Origin of the sequence: Rhizomonospora bruguierae (assembly GCF_018397995.1) — a bacterium.
GTDB lineage: Bacteria > Actinomycetota > Actinomycetes > Mycobacteriales > Micromonosporaceae > Rhizomonospora > Rhizomonospora bruguierae.
Genome location: NZ_BBQH01000032.1, coordinates 51,436 through 73,264 on the forward strand (window position 1 = coordinate 51,436; position 21,829 = coordinate 73,264).

General features: G+C 74.8%; 20 protein-coding genes. 4 read left to right on the forward strand and 16 right to left on the reverse strand.

All coding sequences use genetic code 11. The features are described 5' to 3' along the window. From holA to pepN, 9 genes are all read right to left on the reverse strand, one after another. The coding region (gene holA, locus KJS59_RS17915) for a DNA polymerase III subunit delta (protein WP_213454057.1) at nt 1–1,060 on the reverse strand (1,060 nt) is incomplete at its 3' end. Nucleotides 1,061–1,200: 140 nt separating this feature from the next. Then, entirely contained in the window at nt 1,201–3,618 is a 2,418-nt protein-coding gene (locus tag KJS59_RS17920) for a ComEC/Rec2 family competence protein (protein WP_213454058.1), read from the reverse strand. Then, nucleotides 3,615–4,409, reverse strand: a complete 795-nt coding sequence (locus tag KJS59_RS17925) for a ComEA family DNA-binding protein (RefSeq protein ID WP_213454092.1) — start codon at nt 4,407–4,409, stop codon at nt 3,615–3,617. Before KJS59_RS17925 ends, KJS59_RS17920 begins: the two co-directional genes overlap by 4 nt. Before the next feature lie 149 nt (nt 4,410–4,558). Beyond that, nucleotides 4,559–5,407: a DegV family protein gene (locus tag KJS59_RS17930; RefSeq protein WP_213454059.1), complete on the reverse strand. Its 849-nt coding sequence runs from the start codon at nt 5,405–5,407 to the stop codon at nt 4,559–4,561. Nucleotides 5,408–5,523: 116 nt separating this feature from the next. Next, entirely contained in the window at nt 5,524–6,000 is a 477-nt protein-coding gene (locus tag KJS59_RS17935; protein ID WP_213454060.1) for a hypothetical protein, read from the reverse strand. 224 nt (nt 6,001–6,224) lie between these two features. Beyond that, nucleotides 6,225–6,821, reverse strand: a complete 597-nt coding sequence (locus tag KJS59_RS17940) for a histidine phosphatase family protein (RefSeq protein ID WP_213454095.1) — start codon at nt 6,819–6,821, stop codon at nt 6,225–6,227. A 127-nt stretch (nt 6,822–6,948) separates the two neighbouring features. Then, entirely contained in the window at nt 6,949–7,353 is a 405-nt protein-coding gene (rsfS, locus tag KJS59_RS17945; protein ID WP_213454061.1) for a ribosome silencing factor, read from the reverse strand. Nucleotides 7,354–7,487: 134 nt separating this feature from the next. Further along, nucleotides 7,488–8,081: a nicotinate-nucleotide adenylyltransferase gene (gene nadD / locus KJS59_RS17950; protein ID WP_213454062.1), complete on the reverse strand. Its 594-nt coding sequence runs from the start codon at nt 8,079–8,081 to the stop codon at nt 7,488–7,490. An 18-nt stretch (nt 8,082–8,099) separates the two neighbouring features. Then, nucleotides 8,100–10,664: an aminopeptidase N gene (gene pepN, locus KJS59_RS17955; protein WP_213454063.1), complete on the reverse strand. Its 2,565-nt coding sequence runs from the start codon at nt 10,662–10,664 to the stop codon at nt 8,100–8,102. Between the two features lie 84 nt (nt 10,665–10,748). Between pepN and KJS59_RS17960 the strand changes: the two genes are divergently transcribed. From KJS59_RS17960 to KJS59_RS17975, 4 genes are all read left to right on the forward strand, one after another. Next, the gene (locus tag KJS59_RS17960; protein ID WP_213454064.1) at nt 10,749–10,964 is read left to right on the forward strand and encodes a DUF397 domain-containing protein; all 216 of its coding nucleotides are present in this window, start codon (nt 10,749–10,751) and stop codon (nt 10,962–10,964) included. A 257-nt stretch (nt 10,965–11,221) separates the two neighbouring features. Further along, nucleotides 11,222–12,214 (forward strand): tryptophan--tRNA ligase, encoded by a 993-nt coding sequence (gene trpS, locus KJS59_RS17965; RefSeq protein ID WP_213454065.1) that lies wholly within the window; start codon nt 11,222–11,224, stop codon nt 12,212–12,214. Between the two features lie 60 nt (nt 12,215–12,274). Then, on the forward strand, nt 12,275–12,871 hold the full coding sequence (locus KJS59_RS17970) for a PadR family transcriptional regulator (protein ID WP_213454066.1): 597 nt from the start codon (nt 12,275–12,277) through the stop codon (nt 12,869–12,871). Continuing rightward, nucleotides 12,868–14,517 (forward strand): DHA2 family efflux MFS transporter permease subunit, encoded by a 1,650-nt coding sequence (locus KJS59_RS17975; protein WP_213454067.1) that lies wholly within the window; start codon nt 12,868–12,870, stop codon nt 14,515–14,517. Before KJS59_RS17970 ends, KJS59_RS17975 begins: the two co-directional genes overlap by 4 nt. Before the next feature lie 7 nt (nt 14,518–14,524). On the opposite strand, the gene KJS59_RS17980 is transcribed toward KJS59_RS17975, so the two are convergent. The 7 genes from KJS59_RS17980 to KJS59_RS18010 all read right to left on the reverse strand — a co-directional run bounded on the left by KJS59_RS17980 (nt 14,525) and on the right by KJS59_RS18010 (nt 21,760). Then, a complete protein-coding gene (locus KJS59_RS17980) occupies nt 14,525–14,989 on the reverse strand; it encodes a GNAT family N-acetyltransferase (RefSeq protein ID WP_213454068.1) in 465 nt (154 codons plus the stop codon). 61 nt (nt 14,990–15,050) lie between these two features. Continuing rightward, the gene (obgE, locus tag KJS59_RS17985; RefSeq protein WP_213454069.1) at nt 15,051–16,511 is read right to left on the reverse strand and encodes a GTPase ObgE; all 1,461 of its coding nucleotides are present in this window, start codon (nt 16,509–16,511) and stop codon (nt 15,051–15,053) included. 91 nt (nt 16,512–16,602) lie between these two features. Further along, nucleotides 16,603–16,857, reverse strand: a complete 255-nt coding sequence (gene rpmA, locus KJS59_RS17990) for a 50S ribosomal protein L27 (protein ID WP_213454070.1) — start codon at nt 16,855–16,857, stop codon at nt 16,603–16,605. Between the two features lie 11 nt (nt 16,858–16,868). Beyond that, nucleotides 16,869–17,183 (reverse strand): 50S ribosomal protein L21, encoded by a 315-nt coding sequence (gene rplU / locus KJS59_RS17995; protein WP_213454071.1) that lies wholly within the window; start codon nt 17,181–17,183, stop codon nt 16,869–16,871. A 154-nt stretch (nt 17,184–17,337) separates the two neighbouring features. Next, nucleotides 17,338–17,844: a hypothetical protein gene (locus tag KJS59_RS18000; protein ID WP_213454072.1), complete on the reverse strand. Its 507-nt coding sequence runs from the start codon at nt 17,842–17,844 to the stop codon at nt 17,338–17,340. A 115-nt stretch (nt 17,845–17,959) separates the two neighbouring features. Next, nucleotides 17,960–18,427 (reverse strand): hypothetical protein, encoded by a 468-nt coding sequence (locus tag KJS59_RS18005; RefSeq protein WP_213454073.1) that lies wholly within the window; start codon nt 18,425–18,427, stop codon nt 17,960–17,962. A gap of 138 nt (nt 18,428–18,565) precedes the next feature. After that, nucleotides 18,566–21,760: an Rne/Rng family ribonuclease gene (locus tag KJS59_RS18010; protein WP_213454074.1), complete on the reverse strand. Its 3,195-nt coding sequence runs from the start codon at nt 21,758–21,760 to the stop codon at nt 18,566–18,568. Between the last annotated feature and the right edge of the window lie 69 nt (nt 21,761–21,829).

A 21,829-nucleotide genomic window follows, 5' to 3' on the forward strand; every position in this document is an offset into this window, starting at 1 on the left:
GGCGCCCGCCAGCGCCGCCGCCGCGCCCGGCGCCGGCCCGCGGGCGACCGCGCTCGCCGCCGCTCCGCTCGGCCTCCGCCCGGGTGCCGCCGCTGTCGCCGCCCGAGCGCGCCGCGGCGACGGCGAAGACGGCTCGTTCCAGGGCGTACCCGCGGTCGTCGGCGCCCCCCTTGACGGCGGCGTTGCACTCGGCCGCGGCCTGCATCGCGTCCACCAGCCCCTCCGGGGACCAGCCCCGGCCCTGCCGCTGCGCGCGCTCGATCTTCCAGGCCGGCATCCCCAGCGACGATGCCAACTGGTACGGGTTGCCCCGCCCGGCGGACGCCACCCGCGCCACGGTGCGCACCCCGTCCGCGATCGCGTCGGCGATCGGCACCGGGTCGACGCCCACGTGCAGTGCCCACCGCAGCGCTTCGAGCGCGCCGGGCACGTCGCCGACCATGGCCGCGTCCGCGACGGTGAAGCCGCTGACCTCGGCCCGCCCCCGGTAGTACCGGGCGATGGTCTCCGCGCTGATCCGCCCGTCGGTGTCGACCATGAGCTGCGAGCAGGCCGAGGCCAGGTCGCGCAGGTCGTTGCCGACCGCCGCGATCAGCGCCTCCGCCGCGTCCTCCGCGCACCGCCCGCCGAGGCGGCGCACCTCGTCCCGGACGAACTCCACCCGCTCGCGCGGCCGGGTGATCCTGCCGGCCGGCACCACGGTGGCGCCCGCCCCGCGCAGCCCCTCGGCGAGGGCCTTGCCCTTGGCGCCGCCCGCGTGCGCCACCACGAGGGTCACGTCCGGGTCGGGGTTGCTCGCGTACGCCAGCAGGGCCGCGATGAGGTCCTTCTTCGCGTCCTGCCCGGACCGGACGGCGAGCACCCGCCGGCCGCCGAACAGCGAGGGGCTGAGCATCTCGGCCACCTCGCCGGGCACCAGCGTGCCCGCGTCGTACTCGCGGATGTCGGCGCCGGGGTCGGCGGCGCGGGCTGCCTCGATGGTGCGCGCCACGGCCCGGGAGGCGAGGAACTCGTCATCGCCCAGGACGAGCACGAGCGCGGCTGGATGTGCGGGGGTCACCGGGCCATATTCGCACGATCACCCGACAGGGTATGGCGCGTCGCTCGATCGGTATCAGGACAGATCATGACGCGCAGAAACGGACGAATCGCCGTAACCTTTCGGCGGCGGTCGCGATGAACCTGGCCCGCTAGCTGCCGTTACGATGATGCGCCACGCTCCGCTATCGCAATGCCACGCTCCGTGAACAGCACCGCCACGTCGCCGTCCCGGTCGGTTCGCAGCACCCGCGCCCCGCCCCGCGCGAGGCGGGCCAGCAGCGACGGGTTCGGGTGCCCGTAGTCGTTGCCCAACCCGACCGACACGAGCGCGACGGTCGGGTCGACGGCGTCGAGAAACGCCGGCTCCTGGTACGCGCTGCCGTGGTGGGCCACCTTCAGGACGGGCGCCCGCAGCGGCCCCGCGCCGTACCGCTCCAGCAGCGCCCGCTGTTCCTCCTCTTCCGCGTCCCCCGCGAGCAGGATGTCGACGCCACGTACCCGGGCGCGCAGGACCAGTGAGTTGTTGTTCGGATCGGAGCGCGTGCCCCGTAGCACGTCCGCCGGTGCGAGCACGGTGAGGCTGAGCGGGCCCGCCGCGTAGGACCAGCCCGCCCCCGGCACGCTGATCGGCGCCCCCTGTGCGGCGGCCTGCTCCTGCACGGCCCGCCGCCCGCCGGCCGGCTCGGGCCACGCCGGTACCGCGACCGCCGCCACCCGCCGCCCCCGGAACACCCCCGCCACACCGCCCACGTGGTCCGCGTGGAAGTGGCTGACCACGAGCAGCGGTACCGCGCGCACGCCGAGCCGGCGCAGGCAGCGGTCCGTGGCCGCCGGCTCCGGACCGGCGTCGACGACGACCGCCCGGCCGGCCCCGACGGGCAGCACCACCGCGTCGCCCTGGCCGACGTCGCAGGCCACCATGATCCAGCCGGCCGGCGGCCAGCCGGAGGCCACCCACCGCACCGGGAGCGCGCCCACCACGGCCGCCGCCGCCACGACCGCCACCAGCCGGCGCACCACCGGCCGCCGGGCGGCGAGCAGCAGCGCGACCGTCACCCCGCCGAGCAGCAACGCCCCCACCACCCCGGCGGGCCAGGGCAGCACGCCGGCGGGCAGTTCCGCCCCGTACCGGGCGACGGCCACCAGCCAGCGCGCGGGCCACCCGGCCAGCCACGCCAGCGCCGCCGCCCCCGCGGGCAGGACCGGGGACACCGCGGCCGCCGCCACTCCCAGCACGGTCGCCGGGGCGATCGCGGGCGCCACCAACAGGTTCGCCGGCAGCGCGACGATGCTCACCTGCCCGGACAGCCCGGCGATGACCGGCGCGCAGGCCACCTGGGCCGCGGCCGGGATCGCCAGGGCCTCGGCGAACCCCACCGGCACGCCGAGCCGGCGCAGCCCGTCCCGCCAGCGGGCGCCGAGCAGGAGCAACCCACCGGTCGCCAGCACGGAGAGCGCGAACCCGGCGTCCACGGCAAGCCCCGGGTCGGCCACGATCAGGACCATGATCGTGGCGCAGAGCGCCGGCAGCGCCGCCCGCGACCGCCCGGACACCAGAGCCAGCAGCCCCACCGCACCCATCGCTGCGGCCCGCACCACGCTCGGCGACGGCCGGGCGAGGATCACGAAGCCCACGAGCGCTACCGCGCACGCCACCACCGCCACCCGCGGACCGGCCCGGCACCAGCGGGCGAGGAGCAGCACCGCACCCAACACGATCGCGACGTTGCTGCCACTGACGGCCGTTAAATGGGTCATACCGGTCGTCACGAAGTCCGCCCGGACCGCCGGGTCCAGGCGGCTCACATCCCCAACGACCAGGCCCGGCAGCAGGCCACCGGGCTCGTCCGGCAGCGGCGCGCAGGCCCGCTGTAACCCGGCCCGCAGCACCCCGGCCGCCCGCTGCACCCATGGTGCGCGGCCGATCGGGCGGGGCGCCCCGGTCACCGAGAGCGCGGCGGCCCGCAGGTCGCCGCCCCGCGGTGGCATGAGCCGCCCCGACGCGGCGAGCCGCTGCCCCGGCAGGAATCCCGGCCAACCGGGGTCGCTGCCGAGGACCACGATGCCAGCGGACGTGCTGAGGGCGCTCGGCGGATCGTCGGCGGTGATCCGGACCAGCCGGGCGGGGGCGACGAAGGACGGCGGGCGCCCGACCGACCCCCGCGTCCGGGTCGGGTCGCCGGTCAGCACGAACACCGCCTCGACCCGCGCCCCGTCGTGGGCGAGACGGGCCAGCGATGGGGCGTCCCTGGCCACCAACCGGGCGGCGGTGGCGGCCGTACCGCAGGCGGTACCGACCAGCAGCCCGGCCACGATCCACCGCATCCGGCCCGCGGACCGGAACCAACCCCGCGCCCGCCCGGCGGCGAGGGTGGGGGCGGCGGCGGTGAGGACCGCGCCGACGGTGGCGCCGAGGGCCACCAGGGCGGCGGTGGGCGCCGTGCCGTGTATGGCGGCCAGGGCGCTCAACCACGCCGCCACGGCCGGGCCGGCGAGCCGTAGGTCGGGTGCCTCGGGTGGGGCCGTGGCACCGTCTTCCCGGCTCGTGAAGCGGCGCAGGGCCGCCGCGACGGTCACACCGTCACCAGTGACTTCAGGTCGTCGTACCGGGCGTTGCCGATGCCCTGGACCTGGCGCAGTTCGCTGACCGAGCGGAAACCGCCGTGCGCCTCGCGATAGTCGAGGATCCGTTGGGCCAGCACCGGGCCGACGCCGGGAAGGGCGTCCAGCTGGGCGAGGGTGGCGGTGTTGAGGTTGAGCGGCCCGCCGCCACCCGCCGCCGGCACGCCGGTCGCGCCGCCGCCAGCCTCGGCCCCGGGCGGGGCGGTGATCCCGACGGCGATGAGTTCGCCGTCGGTGACCTTGCGGGCGAGGTTCAGCAGGGCGATGTCGGTGCCGGGCAGCAGGCCGCCGGCGGCCTCGATCGCGTCGGCCACGCGCGCGCCGGCCGGCAGCCGGACCAGGCCGGGGCGGCGGACCTTGCCGACCACCGCCACCACCACCTCCGCCGCCGGGGCCGAGGACGGCGGGTCGGCCGGCTGCCCGGCGGGCTGGGCGGTGGCGGCGGCCGGCTCCGCCACCGGGTCGGCGTGCGGGCGCGCCCGCCAGGCCAGGACGGCGGCGATCAGCACGACGACGACGCCCACCGCGACGAGCGCCCGGACTCCACGCCGGCCGGGGTCGAAGGCGCCCGCGCTCAGGCTCGCCGGCGCCAGCCCCGGCACCGCCGCACCCGCCGCCGCTTCTGCCGTCGAGGCCGGCGACGAGGGCGGCGGCGAGGACGGCGGCGGCGCCGGATCGGTCGTCGCCGGGCGCTCGGTGCCGAAGGCCGGACGGATCCGCGTCACGGTGCCCGGCACCACCGTCATCAGGCGGCGGCGTACCGCCTCCTCGTCATCCCCCGTCTCGCGCACGCCGCCAAGCTAGGACCGGCCCCGACCCGCCGTCTCCCACCCGACCATCAACCTGGGGACAACCCGTCGGCTGTGGACAACTGCACCAGTCCAAGATGGATCTGTTACGGGCGGCGGTGGGTGACGATGCTGAGCAGGCCCGGACCGGTGTGCGCGGCCACCGCGGCGCCGATCTGAAGGACGAACCGTTCGCGCAGGCGGGCGCCGAGGCGCTCGGTGAGGGCGGCGACGAGCGCGGCCGCCCGCTCGGGCGCGTCGAGGTGGTGGACCGCGACATCGACCGGGCCGTCGCCGGCGGACTCCACGGCGAGGTCGACCAGGCGGGCCAGGGCGCGGGTGGCGGTGCGGACCCGGTCGCGGACGACGATCGCGCCGTTGCCCATGCGCAGGATCGGCTTCACCGACAGCGCCGTCCCGAGCAGCGCGGACGCCGCGCCGATGCGGCCGCCGCGGCGCAGGAAGTCCAGCGTGTCCACGTAGAACAGGGTGGTCGTGCGCTCGGCCGCGGCCACCGCCGCCGCCTCGACCCGGGGCAGGTCCGCGCCGGCGGCGGCCGCCTCCGCCGCGGCCAGAACCGGAAAGCCCAGACCCATTCCGGTGGACCGGGAGTCGACCACCGCCGAGGGTACGGGCAGCTCAGCGGCGGCGTGCGCGGCGCTGTCGTACGTGCCGGACAGGTTCGCCGACAGGTGCACCGAGAGGATGCCGGTGGCCCCGTCGGCGATCAGCCGGCGGTACTCGGACCGGAACTCCTCGGGCGCCGGACGGGAGGTGCTGACCGTCGCGCGGCGGGTGGCGAGCGCCCCGGCGACGTGCTCCGGGGTGACGTCGCGGCCCTCGTGGCCGGCGGCGCCGTCGATGACGACCGTGAGCGGGACGACCGTCACCCCGCGCTCACGGCACAGCTCGGGAGGCAGGTCGGCCGTGGAGTCGGTCACCACCGCGACAGGCATGCCGGCACGCTAACCGATGAGCGCCGCTCCGCGGCACTGCGCCGCTACCGCAATCCGATCTCCGACCCGCACGCCGACGCGGGCGGCGCCCCCACGGCCGCTTCGCGAACCCGCGGTCAGGCGGGGACGACGGCGGTCACCTCGAAGGGCGTGCCCTGCTGGCAGGTCGTCATCAGGGTGGGGCGGGGGTGGCCGCGCAGGGTGACCGGGTCGCCGGCCCGCTCGATCTGGCGCTTCAGGTCGGCCGTGAGCACCAGCAGGTAGGTGGTGCCGGTCCGGGCCCGGATGACGCGGCAGCCGGCCTCGACGCCGTCCGCGACGTGGCCGGTGATGACGATTTCGCCGGCCGCGGTGGGCTGGCCGGCGCGGGGCGGGGCGGCGGGCGGCGGGACCGACGGGTCGGCGGGGAGTCGCGGCGTGGGCCCGGTGGTCACCTCCGGGGCGTCGGCCCCGGCCGGCGACGAGGCCCCGGTGGTGCCGGAGTCGATCGGGGCCGGCGGGGTCGCGGACGAGCCGGGGGCCGCGCCGCAGGCCGTCGCGCCGGCCATGGCGACGGCGGCGACGAGGAGCACGGCGGCGGAACGCGGGTTCATGACCTCTGGGACGCTACCGCCCGGCGGCCGGTTCCTTCGAGTGATGGTGCCGGCTCGACTTTCGGACCTTCCAGCGGGTCAAGGGTTGGACCGCGGTGGATCGGCGGTCGTGGCGGCCGCCGGGTGGGAGATCTTGGTACCGCTCTGGCCAGAAATGCGGCGTGTCGTACCAAGATCTCGGCCCCGGCTGCTACAGCGTCGAGACCGACGAGCAAAACGATGCGCTACGACGCGTTGTACGTGACCAGGCGCCAGCCGCCCCGGCGGTCGTCCTGCTCCAGGACGCTCCAGTGACAGTTGGCCATGCCGACCAGGGTCCGCGCCACGCCCGGCGGCCACTCCAGCAGCTCGGCGACGGCCTGTTTGGCGGTACCGCCATGACAGGTGACCACGACCGTGCCGGACCGGGCGGCGGCGTCCTGGAGCGCTTCGCGGGCGCGTTTGGCCAGCTCCTCGGTGCTTTCGACGCCGTGCGCGTCGACCGGGTGCCCCTGGCGCCAGCGCAGGTACGCCTCCGGGTACCGGTCGGCGATCTGGAGGAGGGTCAGGCCCTGCCACTCGCCGTAGTAGCGCTCGCGGAGCCGGGCGTCGGCGCGGACCGGCACGTCCACCAGGGCGGACAGCGCGGCGGCGGTGTCGGCGGCGCGGCGCAGGTCGCTGGCGAGGATGTGGTCGGGGCGCAGGGCGGCGAGCTTCCGCGCGGCGACGGCCGCCTGCTCCCGGCCGAGCGGGCTCAGCGGGATGTCCGCGTGGCCCTGCACCCGCTGGCTCGCGTTCCACTCCGTGTTGCCGTGCCGCCAGATGATCAGCCGGTCGCTCACGGTGTTGGCCTTTCGTTCCCGACTGCGGTGCTTCCTCCGCGGCCACCGGCCTCTCGGCGCTGCGTGCCGGGAGGGACGCTCCTCGCGCCCGCCATCACCGCCAGGCGTGCCCGGGTCAGCACGGCGGTCAGGCCGCGCCGTTGCCGCGGGACTCCGCCTCGACCAGCGCCCGGTCGTCGAACGGGATGATCGGGCAGTCCTTCCAGAGCCGGTCGAGGGCGTAGAACTCGCGCTCCTCGGTGTGCTGGACATGCACCACCACGTCGACGTAGTCCAGCAGGACCCAGCGGCCGCTGCGCTGGCCCTCGCGGCGGACCGGCTTGGCCTTCTCGGGCAGGTGGAGCAGCTGCTCCTCGATCGCGTCCACGATCGCCTGCACCTGCCGCTCGTTGGGCGCGGAGGCGAGCACGAACGCGTCAGTGATGACGAGCTGGTCGCCGACGTCGATGACGACGATGTCCTGCGCCTTCTTGTCGGCGGCGGCCTGGGCGGCGCAGAGCGCCAGCTCACGGGCGCGCTCGGATGCGGGCACCGCACTCCCTTCCTCGACACCGGACCGGAATCGACCGACGGACCACGCGGTCGTCGGCGACGACTCCCAGCCTCTCACAGCATGCCCGCCGACCACCCGCGGGTTAACCCGCCGCCACCCCCGAAAAACCGGACTCAGCGGTACAAGTTACGCTTTGCGATGTACTGGACCACGCCGTCCGGGACGAGATACCAGACCGGTTTGCCGGCGGCCACCCGGGCGCGGCAGTCGGTGGACGAGATCGCCATGGCGGGCACCTCCACGAGGTGGACCGTGTCGGCGGGCAGGTGCTCGTCGGAGAGCACGAACCCGGGGCGGGTGACGCCGATGAACTTGGCCAGCGCGAACATCGCGTCCGGGTCCTTCCAGGACAGGATCTTCTCCAGCGCGTCGGCTCCCGTGATGAAGAACAACTCCGAGTCCGCGCCGTACACGGCGTGCAGGTCGCGCAGGGTGTCAACGGTGTACGTGGGGCCGCGGCGGTCGATGTCGACGCGGCTGACCTGGAAGCGCGGGTTGGAGGCGGTGGCGACCACGGTCATCAGGTACCGGTCCTCGGGTGAGCTGACCGAGTCCATGCCCTTCTGCCACGGCTGGCCGGTCGGCACGAAGACGACCTCGTCCAGCTCGAACAGGTCCGCGACCTCGCTGGCCGCGACGAGGTGCCCGTGGTGGATCGGGTCGAAGGTGCCGCCCATGATGCCGATTCGCCGCTTGTCCGCCGCCACCGGCGCATCCTAAGCCGATCACCCCGCCGCCCCGCCGTCGGTGGCCAGGGCGCGGGCGGCGAGGGCCCGGCCCAGCTCGTCGTCCAGGTCGACGACCGAGCGCCGCAGGCCCGGTTCCACGTCGTCGCGGGCGAGCAGTTCGACCGCCGCCGCCCGGGTGGACTCGGCCACCGCGAACCGGGGGAAGGCGAACCGGCTGAGCCATTCGGCGAGCCAGCCCCTGCGCCGGGTGGCCATCGCGTTCGCCTCGGCGAAGAAGCGGGGTACGTAGGCCGCGGTCAGCCCCTCCTGGCCGGGCTGCCAGAAGCCCTCGGCGGCCGCCTCCAGCAGCCGGTTGGAGCGGGTGTCGTCGTTCATGATGGCGTCCCAGGCGCGGGCCTTGGCGTCCGCGTCGGGGCGGGCGGCATGGCAGCGGGCGGCCTGCTGCTCGCCGGTGGCGCTGCGGTCGGCGGCGAGTTCGGCGTCGATGCGGTCGGGGCCCACGGCGTCGAGCACGGTCAGCCGCAGCAGGATGGCCCAGCGCAGGTCGGCGTCGACCGACAGCCCGCCGGGGACCCCGGTGCCGGCCAGCCAGTCTTCGAGCAGCGCGATGTCGCGGGTGGTGGCGATCAGGCCGCGGGCGGCGGCGAGCCGGTGGGAGTCGTCGGGGGCCGCGTCCAGTACGGCGGCGCAGGTGGCCGCGAGGGCGGTCTCGGCGGTGGCGTACCGCTCGGGCGGCAGGAAGCGCGGCGCGGCCGGCAGGACCAGTGACAGCACGTCCTGCACGACGGTGACCAGCGGCTCCGCCGGGAGCGTGGCGCCCAGCAGGTCGATCATCCGGGTGATCGGCAGCTCCGCGTCGCGCACGGCGGCCCAGACCGAGCCCCAGATCACCGCGCGGGTCAGCGGGTCGGCGAGCCCGGGCAGGGCGGTCGGCAGCGCGGCCAGGCCGCGCTCGTCCAGCCTGACCTTGGCGAAGGTGAGGTCGCCGTCGTTGAGCACCAGCAGGTCGCCCCGGCGGCCCGCCAGCCCCGGTACCGGGGTGCGCCCGTCGTCGGTGGCCGGGTCCAGGTCCACCTCGACCCGGTGCAGGGGCGCCCCGGCGGCGGCGTAGAGGCCGATGCCGATGCGGTGCGGGCGCAGCGTCGGGTACCCCGGCGGCGCCTCCTGGACGACGGTGACCGACCCGTACGAGCCGTCGCCGGCGACCTCGACGAGCGGACGGAGCGTGTTCACCTGGGGCCGGCGCAGCCACAGCTCGGCCCAGCCGGTGAGGTCCCGCCCGCTGGCCGCGCCGAGCGCGCCGAGCAGGTCCGCCAGGGTGGCGTTGCCGTAGGCGTGCGCGGCGAAGTGGGCGTTGAGGCCGGCCAGGAACGCCTCGTCGCCGACCCAGGCGACGAGTTGGCGCAGCACCGAGGCGCCCTTGGCGTACGAGATGCCGTCGAACGCCAGCAGCGCCTGCGCCGTGTCGGTGACCTCCTCGGGCGCGACCGGGTGGGTGGACGGGCGCTGGTCGGCCGCGTACCCCCAGCCCTTGCGGACCATCGCGAACGTGGTCCAGGTCTCGCGGAAGGCGGTGGCGGCGCCGGTGACCCGGTAGCCCAGGTACTCGGCGAACGACTCGTTCAGCCACAGGTCGTCCCACCAGCGCATGGTGACCAGGTCGCCGAACCACATGTGCGCCATCTCGTGCGCGATCACGGCGGCACGCTGCTCCCGCTCACTCTCGGTGACCGCCGAGCGGAACACGAACTCGTCCCGGAGGGTGACCAGGCCCGGGTTCTCCATCGCGCCGGCGTTGAACTCGGGCACGAACAGCTGGTCGTACTTGCCGAACGGGTACGGCACGGCGAACAGCCGGTGGTACTCGTCCAGGCAGCCGCGGGTGATCTCCATCAGCTCGTCCGCGTGCCGGTCCAGGTGCTCGGCGAGGCTGGCCCGGCAGTAGAGGCCGAGCGGGATCGGCCCCTCGGGGCCGGAGTGTTCCGCGTGCACGCCGTGGTATGGCCCGCCGGCCACCACGATCAGGTACGGCGAGAGTCGTCTGGTGCGCTCGAACTCCCAGCGCCCCGGCCCGACCCGCTCGCCGGGCGCGTTGCCGAGCACGGTCCAGGCGGGATCGGCGGTCACCCGGACCGTGAACTCGGCCTTCAGGTCCGGCTGGTCGAAGCAGGCGAAGGTGCGCTGCGCGTCGTCCAGGAACGACTGGGCGTAGACGTAGGTGGCGCCGTCGGCGGGGTCGGTGAAGCGGTGCAGCCCCTCCCCGGTGCGCGAGTACGCCATGTCGGCGTCCACGACCAGTTCGTTCTCGGCGGCCAGATCCGGCAGCGGCAGGCGGTTGCCGGCCAGGGTGGCCGGGTCCAGCTCCGCGCCGTTGAGCCGGGCGGAGCGCAGCCGCACCGGTTTGAGTTCCACGAATGCCGTCGCGCCCGGGCGGGCCGCGCGGAAGCGGATTACCGTGCGCGACCGGAACGACTCCGGGCCGGTCAGGTCCAGATCGATGTCGTACTCGCGCGGGTCGAGCAGCGCGGCGCGCTCGTCCGCCTCGGCCCGGGTCAGGCTGTGGTACCGGGAGTGGTCCTGGGTGTCGCCCTGGCTGTGCATGCGACCATCCTGCCCGAACGCGCCCGGTCGGGTTACCCTACGGGCGACCGACCATCCTCGTCCCGACCCTCGGAGAGCCCTACCGTGAGCACCAGCACGCCACACCCGAAGGGCGCCTTCGACGCCGCCACCGCCCAGTGGCAGCGGGCCGAGGGCAGCACCGTGGAGGTCGCCTTCTCCGCCGATCTGATCGGGCTGCGCAACGCCGCGCAGCCGGACGGCCCGGTGCTGGTGTTCACCCAGGGCGAGTGGGAGGCGTTCGTCGATGGCGCCCGGGACGGCGAGTTCGACCTCGACTGACGGCCCGTCGCGGGCGAGCCCCGCGACCGGAAGCCCCGCGATGAGAAGTCCACGGTGGGAGCCGCTCGACCGGGCGCGGGATCGCGCGCTACCGTGGTCGCGTGCGGATGAGTCCGATCTTCCTCGGCTGGTGGCGCTCCGACGGGCGGCCACCCTTTTCCGCATAGGCAACCACTACCGCGGCCGCCCGATCCGGGCGGCCGTCTCCGTGTGGGGTGGGCCGGCCCGTCGGGCGCTCCGACCCACCGGAGGCACCCTTGTCCACCACCCTCACCCGGACCCGCCGGCTGACCGGCTTCAAGCCGACCGGCCACTTCACGCTGGGTAACCTGCTCGGCGCGATCCGCCCGATCGTGGCCCCGCAGTACGGCTCGGAGTGCGTCGCGTTCCTGGCGGACCTGCACGCGATGACGAAGGAGCACGATCCGGCGGCGCTGCGGGCGCTGACCCTGGAGCAGGCGACCGTGCTGCTCGCCGCCGGCGTCGACCCGGACCGCACGCTGCTGTACGTGCAGTCCCAGCTGCCGCAGCACACCGAACTGCACTACCTGCTGGAGTGCGCCACCGGGTACGGCGAGGCCCAGCGGATGATCCAGTTCAAGGAGGAGTCCACCCGGCAGGCGCAGGTGCGGCTCAGCCTGCTCACGTACCCGGTGCTGATGGCCGCCGACGTGCTGCTGCACGACACGGACGAGGTCCCGGTCGGCGACGACCAGACGCAGCACATGGAACTGACCCGCGGCATCGCCACCCGCTTCAACCACCGGTACGGGCCCACGTTCACTGTGCCGCGGGTGGTGAACCCCGAGGTCGCGGCGCGGGTCATGGACCTGTCGGACCCCCGGGCCAAGATGGGCAAGTCGACCGGGTCGGTGGCGGGCACGCTGTTCGTCCTCGACCCGCCGGCGGCGGTGCGGCGCAAGGTCTCCCGCGCGGTCACCGACGGCGAGTCCCGGGTGCGGCACGACCCGGAGCGCAAGCCGGGGGTGTCCAACCTGCTGGAGATCCTCGCGGCGTGCACCGACCGGCCGCTGGCCGACCTGGCCGGCGAGTTCGACTCGTACGGGCGGCTGAAGGCGGCGGTGACCGAGGCGGTGGTGGCGTTGACGCATCCGATCCAGGTGCGGTATGCGGAGTTGTCCCGCGACCCGGGGTACGTGCGCCGGGTGCTCGAGGAGGGGGCCGAACGGGCACGGGAGCGCGCCGAACAGACGGTGTTCCGGGCCAGGCGCGCGATGGGGCTGCTCTGAGGCGCCCCTCGGGTCTTCGCCGGGGCGGCACCGGGTGTAATACTCCACGTGGAGTAACCAATGCGGAGTACACGACGCGGGGCGCTGACCCCGCTGGCACTCACCGTCCTGCGGTTGTTGACGCAGGGCGGCCCCATGCACCCGTACGAGATGCACCAGCGCATCCGCGAGCAGCACACCGACCACGTGATCAAGTTGCGCGCCGGCTCGCTGTACCACACGGTGGAGCGGTTGCACCGGGCCGACCTGGTCGAGCCGGTGGAGACCGGTCGCGAGGGGCGGCGCCCGGAGCGGACCGTCTACGCGATCACCGAGGCCGGCGCGGAGGAGTTCAGCGCCGGCCTACACGACCTGCTGCGCGCGCCCCGGGACGAGTACCCGGTGTTCGCGGCCGCCGTGGAGATGCTGCACGCCCTGCCGCCCGCGGACGCGGCCCGCCTGCTCGGCGAGCGGCTGATCGCGCTGGAGGGGCACCTGGCCCGGGTCGAGCGGATCCGCGTCGGGCTGCTGCGCGACCGCGACCTGGACCGGGTCCTGCTCGTGGAGCTGGAGTACAAGGAGGCGATGTGCCGGGCCGAGGTGGCCTGGGTACGCGGGCTCCTGGACGAGATCGCCAGCGGCCGGCTGAGCTGGCCGGCACCGGAGGAGAACAGATGACCACACCGGCACCCGGTGCCCAGCGCGAGCGCAGCCCCTGGCTGGTGCTGTTCGTGCTCTGCCTGGGCTTCTTCATGATCCTGCTGGACACCACGATCGTGAACATCGCGATCCCCGACATGGGCACCGATCTGGACGCCTCGCTGGACCAGATCCTGTGGGTGATCAACGCCTACGTGCTGGTCTACGCGGTGCTGCTGATCACCGCCGGCCGGCTGGGTGACCTGTGGGGGCCGAAGCGGATGTTCATCGCCGGCCTGGTGGTGTTCACGCTCGCCTCGGCGGCGTGCGGCTTCGCCCGCAACCCGGAGCAACTGATCATCGGCCGGATCGTGCAGGGCGTCGGCGGCGCGCTACTCACCCCGCAGACGCTGTCGGTACTCACGGTGATCTTCCCGCCGGAGAAGCGCGGCGCGGCGTTCGGCATCTGGGGCGGGGTGGCCGGCGTCGCCACGATCGCCGGGCCGACGCTGGGCGGCTTCCTGGTCACCAACTTCGGCTGGGAAATGATCTTCTTCGTGAACCTGCCGGTCGGCATCCTCACGGTGGCACTCGCCGCCTGGGCGATGCCCGGCCTCAAGCTCAACCGCCGGCACCGGCTGGACACGCTCGGCACGCTGCTGGCCACGGTGGGCCTGTTCCTGGTCGTCTACGGGCTGATCGAGGGCGAGCCGCACCACTGGGGCAAGGTCTGGGGCCCGGTCACGATCCCCGAGGTGATCGGCGCCGGGGTGCTGGTGCTCATCGCGTTCGGGTGGCACCAGTACGCGACCCGGGGCGGCGAGCCGCTGGTCCCGTTCTCGATCTTCGCGGACCGCAACTACTCGCTGATGAACTGGGTCAGCGCGGCGATCGCGTTCGGCATGCTGGGCCTGTTCCTGCCGCTGGTGATCTTCCTACAGTCGGTGGTCGGGCTGAGCGCGTTCCACGCCGGGGTGGCGACCGCGCCGATGTCGCTGGTCTCCATGGTCATCGCGCCGGTCGCCGGCCGGCTGGCGGACCGGCTGGGCGGCAAGTGGATCCTGTTCGCCGGCCTGAGCCTGTGGACCGCCGGCATGGGGATGGTGGTCTGGCTGTCGCGCCAGGACGCCGGCCAATGGACGCTCCTGCCCGGCCTGCTGGTCGCCGGCTTCGGCCTCGGCTTCACGTTCGCGCCGCTGTCCACCATCGCGATGCGCAACATCGCCCCGCGGGTGGCCGGCGCGGCGTCCGGCGTGCTGAACACCACCCGGCAACTCGGCGGGGTGATCGGCTCGGCGGCGGTCGGCGCGCTGCTACAGGTCCAGCTCTCGGACCACCTGCGCGACTCGGCGCGGGAGCACGCCGCCGCCCTGCCGCCGCAGGTGCGGGACCAGTTCGTGGCCGGGTTCAGCAACGCGGCCAGCGGCAGCCTGCACATCGGCGCCGGGCAGACCGGGGTGCAGCTCCCGCCGGACGTGCCGGCGCAGGTGCGGCCGGCGATCGAGGCGGCCGCCGCGGCCACGTTCCACGAGGCGTTCACCGCGGCGATGCGCACCACGCTGATCCTGCCGCTCGCGGTGCTGGCGGTCGCCGCGCTGTCCTGCCTGCTCATCCGGCGCCGCCGGCTCGACCTGGGCGTGCCGGGCACCGCCGAGCCCGAGCCGGCCGCCGCAGCGGCGCGCTGACCGGCGGCTACGCCGGAACCGGCAGCCGCTTCTCGAAGCAGACGCTGTACGGGTTGCTCGCGTACTCCCCGTAGGTGGGGATCCGCTGGTACCCCGCCGACGTGTAGAGAGCCAGGGCGACGGGCAGGTAGCTGCCCGTCGCCAGGCGCAGCACCGTGTACCCGCCGCGGGTCGCCAGCTCCTCCAGCGCCACGAGGAGCTGGCGCGCCAGCCCTCGGCCCCGGTACGCCGGGCGCACGTACATCCGCGTGATCTCCGCGGCCCCGTCCGGCAGCTCCTGGAACCCGCCGCAGGCGACCACCCGGCCGTCCACGATGCCGACCAGGAAGGTGCCGACCAGGGCCCGGAGGTTGGCACGCGGCGGGAAGATCCGGCGGTCCGGCCCCGCGTCGTTCTCGCGCAGCTCCCGCTGCTGTGCCGTGGCCAGAGTGACGAGTTCCGGGTCGGTGGTGGGCCGGTGTTCGATCAGCACCGCGCGAGGCTACCCGGTGCGAATTGCGCGGAGGTTTCCGACATGTGGCCGCCGGAAGCGGCTACTCCCCGTCGTCGTCGTCCTCGGGGTCGCCGGGCCGGGGCGAGACATCCACCTCGTCCGCCGGGCGCTGGCGGCGCGCCTTGCGGGCGGCCAAGCGCTCGGCGGCGGTGGCGCGGGTGCTCACCTCGGCCAGGCGCAGGTCCTCGCCGCGAGCGGTGGGCACGAACTCCTCGATCACCGTGGGCTGCCAGTCGAACTCGCGGTCGCCGATCCGGACCGTGGCGCCCGGCGTCGCCCCCATCTTCGCCAGCACCTCCTCGACGCCGAGCCGGGCCAGCCGGTCCGCGAGGAAGCCGACGGCCTCGTCGTTGTCGAAGTTCGTCTGCCGGACCCAGCGCTCCGGGCGCGGCCCGCGCACCACGAACGCGCCGTCCGCGGCGGGTTCCACGGTGAACCCGGCATCGTCCACGGCCGGCGGGCGCAGCACGATCCGGGTGCGCTCCGGCGCCGGTGCGGCCGCCCGGCGCCGCTCGACCTGCTCCGCCACCGCGTACGACAGTTCGCGCAGCCCCTCCCGGGTGACCGCGCTGACCTCGTACACGGGCAGGCCGCGCGCCTCCAGGTCGGGGCGGACGATCTCGGCGAGGTCCCGGGCGTCCGACACGTCGATCTTGTTCAGCGCCACCAGCCGGGGCCGGTCCGCCAGCCCGCCGTACGCGGCCAACTCGGCCTCGATCGCGTCGATGTCACCGACCGGGTCGCGCTCGGTCTCCAGGGCGGCGCAGTCCACCACGTGCACCAGCACCGCGGTGCGCTCGATGTGCCGCAGAAACTCCAGCCCGAGCCCCTTGCCGGTGGCCGCGCCGGGGATCAGGCCCGGCACGTCCGCGATGGTGAACGTGTGGTCGTCCACCCGCACGACGCCCAGGTTCGGGGTGAGCGTGGTGAACGGGTAGTCCGCGATCTTGGGCTTGGCGGCGGAGAGCACCGAGATCAGCGAGGACTTGCCGGCGGACGGGAAGCCCACCAGCCCCACGTCGGCGACGCTCTTGAGTTCCAGGACCACGTCCAGGCGGTCTCCGGGCTCGCCCAGTTCCGCGAAGCCGGGCGCCTTGCGGCGGGCGCTGGCCAGGGACGCGTTGCCCCGGCCGCCGCGGCCGCCCCGGCCCACCTCGAAGGTGGTACCCGCACCGACCAGGTCGGCGAGCACGTCGCCGGCGAGGGTCTGCACGACCGTGCCGTCCGGCACCTTGAGGATCAGATCCTGACCGTTGGCGCCGTCCCGGTTGGAGCCCTGCCCGCCCTTGCCGTTCTCGGCGTGCACCCGCGGCCGGAAGTGGAAGTCGAGCAGCGTGTGCACGCTCGGGTCGACGACGAGCAGGATGTCGCCGCCGTGCCCGCCGTTGCCGCCGTCCGGCCCGCCGAACGGCTTGAACTTCTCCCGGTGGATCGACACGCACCCGTGCCCGCCGTCGCCGGCCCGCAGGTGCAGCGTCACCCGGTCGACAAACGACGTCACCGGCCCATCCTCTCCCACACCGGCCCGTGCGGGGCCGCAACGCGACGGCGGGCCGCGACCGAGGTCGCGGCCCGCCGTCGAAGATCCTGCGTTACTGCTGCGGCACCACGCTGACGATCTTGCGGCCGCGCCGGGTGCCGAACTGCACCGCGCCGGCCGACAGGGCGAACAGCGTGTCGTCGCCGCCCCGGCCGACCAGGTCGCCCGGGTGGAACTTGGTGCCGCGCTGGCGGAGGATGATCTCCCCCGCCCGGACGACCTGGCCGCCGAAGCGCTTCACGCCGAGGCGCTTGGCCTCCGAGTCCCGACCGTTGCGGGAGCTGGAGGCACCCTTCTTGTGAGCCATGAGTGTTACCCCTACTTCCCGGTCGAGATACCGGTGACCTTCACCTGGGTCAGCGGCTGGCGGTGACCCTGGCGCTTGTGGTAGCCGGTCTTGTTCTTGAACTTGTGGATCCGGATCTTCGGACCCTTGGTGTGCGCCACGACCTCGCCCGAGACGGCCACCTCGGCCAGCTTGGCGGCGTCGGTGACCAGGTCGTCACCGTCGACGAGGAGCACCGCGGAGAGCGAGACCGCCTCGCCGGGCTGGCCGGCCAGCTTCTCGACCTCGATCACGTCGCCCTCGGCGACCCTGTACTGCTTGCCGCCGGTCTTGACGATCGCGTACATGAGACGCGGACTCCCTGTCGCTCCGTGCCGCAGCGCGGCTGCTGGCGGATTCCCTAACCCCGCGGCATGGGACACGCGGGTACGAGCGCCGTAAAGAGCGCCGCCGGAAAGCATACTTCAGCCCACCCGCCGCACCCAAACCGGGCTGCCCGCACTACCCGCAGAGCGCACCCAGCCGCTGGTCCACCCGGTCCAGCGCGGTGTCGTCGACGGCGTCCAGGTTCCGCTTGAGCCCGGCGACCGACGCGGCCGCGTCGGAGAGCGCGGACCGCAGGTCGGCGCCGACGGCCCGGCCGGCCTGCTCACGCAGGGCACTCTCCCAGCGGTCCAGCGCGGCGGTGGCGTTCTGCCGCGCCGTGGTCGCCGCGGCCTCGTCGCCGCCCGCCGCCGCCTGCACCGCCTTGCCGTACTCGGTGACGAACGTGTGCATGGCCGCACTGCGCGCCTGGCGGGCCGCCGCGCAGACCGTCGCGTCGGCGCCCGTGGCGGAGCCGACCGCGCCGTTCGCCCCCGGTGCGTCGGGGGCGCCGGGGCCCGCGGTGCCCGCCGCGCCGCCGGCCGCCGGCGCGGGGGTGGCGGCGGACGGCCGACCGGCCGGATCGTCGGAGCAGCCGGCCAGCAGCAGCGACGCACAGGCGAGGGCCACCAGAGTGCGTTTCACGGCACCCAGCATGCCAGCGTCCGGCGGCGGACGCCGGGACCGTTCGGGGCGGGCCGCCGCTCGGGAGCCGGCGCGCACCGGTCCACCGCCCGCGAACTCCCCGACACGTGGGGCGTCAGCCGCAGATCGACTCCAGCTTCTGGCTGGCCGCCTGGATCTGCGGCGAGTCCATGTACTCGGTCGCCTTCTCGGTGTCCTTGAACGACTTGAACTTCGCCCCGGCCGTCGCGAACCCGTCGGACATGTCCGACAACGCCTCCTTGAGCGCGGGGTCGACGGCCTTGCCGGCCTGCTCCTTGAGCCCGGTCGACCAGTCGGTGATGAGCCGCTTCAACTCGGTCACGGCGGTCTTCTCGGGCTCCCCACGGCCGGTCGCCGCGGCCACCGCGATCTGCGCCATCTGCTTGCTGAACGCCGCGCTCGAATCCGTGATGACCTTGCGAGCGTCGGCGCAGACCTGCTGGGTGTTGGCGTCGGGGCCGGGCGACGCGCTCGAGTTGGCCGAGGGAGTCGAATCGGTGCCGCAACCGGCGGCGGTGAGGGCCAGGGCGGCGAACAGGGCGGCGGCCATCAGGCGGCGCATGGCGGGGGCTCCGATCGTGACGGTTGTCGATTCCTGGGGAACGGTAGCCCGTCGGAGCCCGGCGCCGCGACCCACCCCGCCACTTCCCTTCGCGACCCGGGCCGCGACTTCACGCCGCGGCCCGGGCCCGCCTACCCGTCAGGGGCGGGTGCGGCGCCGCGTGCCACCCCGCCGGGAGCGGCGCCGGCCGTTCGACACCGTCACGCCATCCTCCATGGCGTCGTCGTCGCCGTCCTCGTCGCCGTGCTCGTCCGCCTCGTCCGCGCCGGGCTCCGCGGCCTCCGACATCTCGTACCGGGACAGGTCGTAGCCCATCGTGTCCTCGTAGTCATCGGGGACGGGCCGCTCGGTCGGCGTCTCGGCGGCGGGCTCCGGTTCATCGGCCCGCTCGGCGGTCCGCTCCGTGGCCGGCTCGGCGACGGCGACCCCGTTGCCACCGCCCCGGCGGCCCCGCTTGCGCCCGGTGGGCTCGGCGCCGTTGGCCTGCGCGCCCGCGGACGCGACCGCCTTGACCTTGTCCCCGGCGCCCTGCTTGGGCTTCTCCCCCACCGGCTCCGGGTGAATGATCACACCCCGGCCCTTGCAGCACTCGCAGGTCTCGCTGAACGCCTCCAGCAGGCCGGCGCCGATCCGCTTGCGGGTCATCTGGACCAGGCCCAGCGATGTGATCTCGGTGACCTGGTGCTTGGTCCGGTCCCGGCCCAGGCACTCGGTCAGCCGGCGCAGCACCAACTCCCGGTTCGACTCCAGCACCATGTCGATGAAGTCGATCACGACGATGCCGCCCAGGTCGCGCAGCCGCAGTTGGCGCACGATCTCCTCGGCGGCCTCCAGGTTGTTCCGGGTGACCGTCTCCTCCAGGTTGCCGCCCGCCCCGGTGTACTTGCCGGTGTTCACGTCGACCACGGTCATCGCCTCGGTGCGGTCGATCACCAGGTGGCCACCCGAGGGCAGGAACACCTTGCGGTCCAGCGCCTTGAGGATCTGCTCGTCGATGCGCAGCGAGGCGAACACGTCGCCGGTGCCGGTGTACCGGTGCAGCCGGTCCACCAGGTCCGGCGAGACGTGCGCCAGGTACGCCTCGACCATCCCGTACGCGTCCTCGCCCTGCACGACGAGCTCGCGGAAGTCCTCGTTGAACAGGTCACGGACGACCCGGATCACCAGGTCCGGCTCCTCCGAGAGCATTGCCGGGGCGTTGCCCTGCGCCGCCTTGGCCTGGATGTCGTCCCACTGCGTCTGGAGCCGCTTGACGTCCCGGGCCAGTTCGTCCTCGCTGGCGCCCTCGGCGGCGGTCCGCACGATCACGCCGGCGCCGTCCGGGACCAGCTTCTTCAGCACGTCCCGCAGCCGCTTGCGCTCGGTGTCCGGCAGCTTGCGGCTGATGCCCGAGGCGTTGCCGTTCGGCACGTAGACCAGGTGCCGGCCGGAGAGCGCGATGTGGCTGGTCAGCCGGGCGCCCTTGTGCCCGATCGGGTCCTTGGTGACCTGCACCAGCACCGAGTCGCCGGAGCGCAGCGCCTGCTCGATCGAGCGGGAACGCCCCTCCAGGCCGGTCGCGTCCCAGTTCACCTCGCCGGCGTAGAGCACCGCGTTGCGGCCCCGACCGATGTCGACGAACGCCGCCTCCATGCTGGGCAGCACGTTCTGCACCTTGCCCAGGTACACGTTGCCGGCCATGGTGCCGCTCGAGGAGCGGCTCACGTAGTGCTCGACCAGCACGCCGTCCTCAAGCACCGCGACCTGGGTCCGGTCGCCGCGCTGGCGGATCACCATCTGCCGGTCCACCGCCTCGCGGCGGGCCAGGAACTCCGACTCGGTCAGGATCGGCGGGCGGGTCCGGCGCTGCTCGCGGCCATCCCGGCGGCGCTGCCGCTTGGCCTCCAGGCGGGTCGAGCCGGAGACGCCCTGCACCTCGTCGGCGGGGCGGCGCGGCTCACGGATCTTGACGACCGTGGGTACGCCGTCGTCGACCGCCTCGGTCTCCGCGGCGCCCTTGCGCCGCCGGCGCCGGCGGCGCCGGGTCAGCGGCTCGTCCTCCTCGCCCTCGGCCTCGGGTTCCTCCTCCTCCGCCTCGGCGGCAGCCGGCTCCTCGTCCAGCTCCTCCTCGGCGCCGCCCCGGCCCCGCCCGCGACCCCGGCGGCCCCGCCGGCGGCGGCGCCGGCCCGCGGCGTCCTCGTCCTCGTACTCCTCGGCCTCCTCGGCGGCCTCCGCCTCCTCCGCCTCGGCGGCGGGCTCGGCCTCCTCGGGCGCCTCGACCTCGGGCGTCTCGACCTCGGCCTCGGCGGGCTCGGCCGCGCCGCGCCGCGCGCGCCGCCGCCGGCGGCCGGTCTCCGCCGGCTCGGCATCCTCGGCGGTACCGGCGACCGCCGCCTCGGTGACCTCGGTCTCCTCGGGCGGCGCCGCGGCGGCCTTACGGGAACGGCGGCGCACCGGCGCCGGCTCCTCGCCCGCCTCGGGGGCCATGAACAGCACGGTCGGCGGGGTGGCGGCCCGACGGCGGCCGGCGGGCCGCTCGGCGATCGGCTCGGCCGGGCCGGCCAGGTCGGTGGCGTCCGCCACCTCGTCCTCGTCCCCGCCGGCGGCGACCGCGGCGGCCTCGGCCAGCACCGCTTCCTCGTCCTCCGCCGCCGCGATCTCGCCGGGCGCGGGTACCGGCGGCGCGGGCGCGGCCTCGGTGACGATCTCGGCGGCGGGCTCGGCGGCGGCTTTGCGGCGGCGGGCGCGGGTGGTCTTCGCCGGCGCCGGCTCCCCGGCCGGGGCGACGGCCGGCGGCACCGCGAGCTGAGGTGGCGTTTGCGCAGACTCGCCGTTGATGTCCGAAACGTCGGGCTGAGCGGCGGCCGGGGCGGCCTTCTTCCGCCGGGTCCGCTTCACGGGCGGAGCGGGCTCGGCCACCTCGGCCGGGACACCCTCGCCGGTCGCCTCCGCGACCATCTCCCCCGGCGCGGCGGCCTGACCGGCGCCCGCGGCGGCCCCGGTCGTCACGGCCTCGCCGACCGGCGCCTCGCCGGTGGCGGGCCCGGCGGTGCGGCGCCGGCTGACGCGGGCACGCCGGACCGGCGCCTCGTTCGGTGCCTCCACCGCCCCCGCGCGCTGCGCGACCGGCTCGGCAGCCGCGCCAGCGGCAGCGGGGTCCGTGCCCGCACCGCCGGCAGCGGGGGAAGCGGCCGCGACGGCGCTCGCACCGGCCTCCTCGTCAGGGTGACCCGGGTACCTGTCGGCGGCGGGCGGGGTCAGTGCCCCGCCGCCGGTGGCGCTGCCTTCGGCGGCATCACCGGCCGGCGCGGTGCCGGTCGGTTCGCCGCCCACGGGCTCGTTGTCATCGAGCATGGACGTATCTCCAGTTCTGGCCACCCCGGGCGCGGGTGAGCGCTGCCACGCAGGGTTGCCGCAAATGTG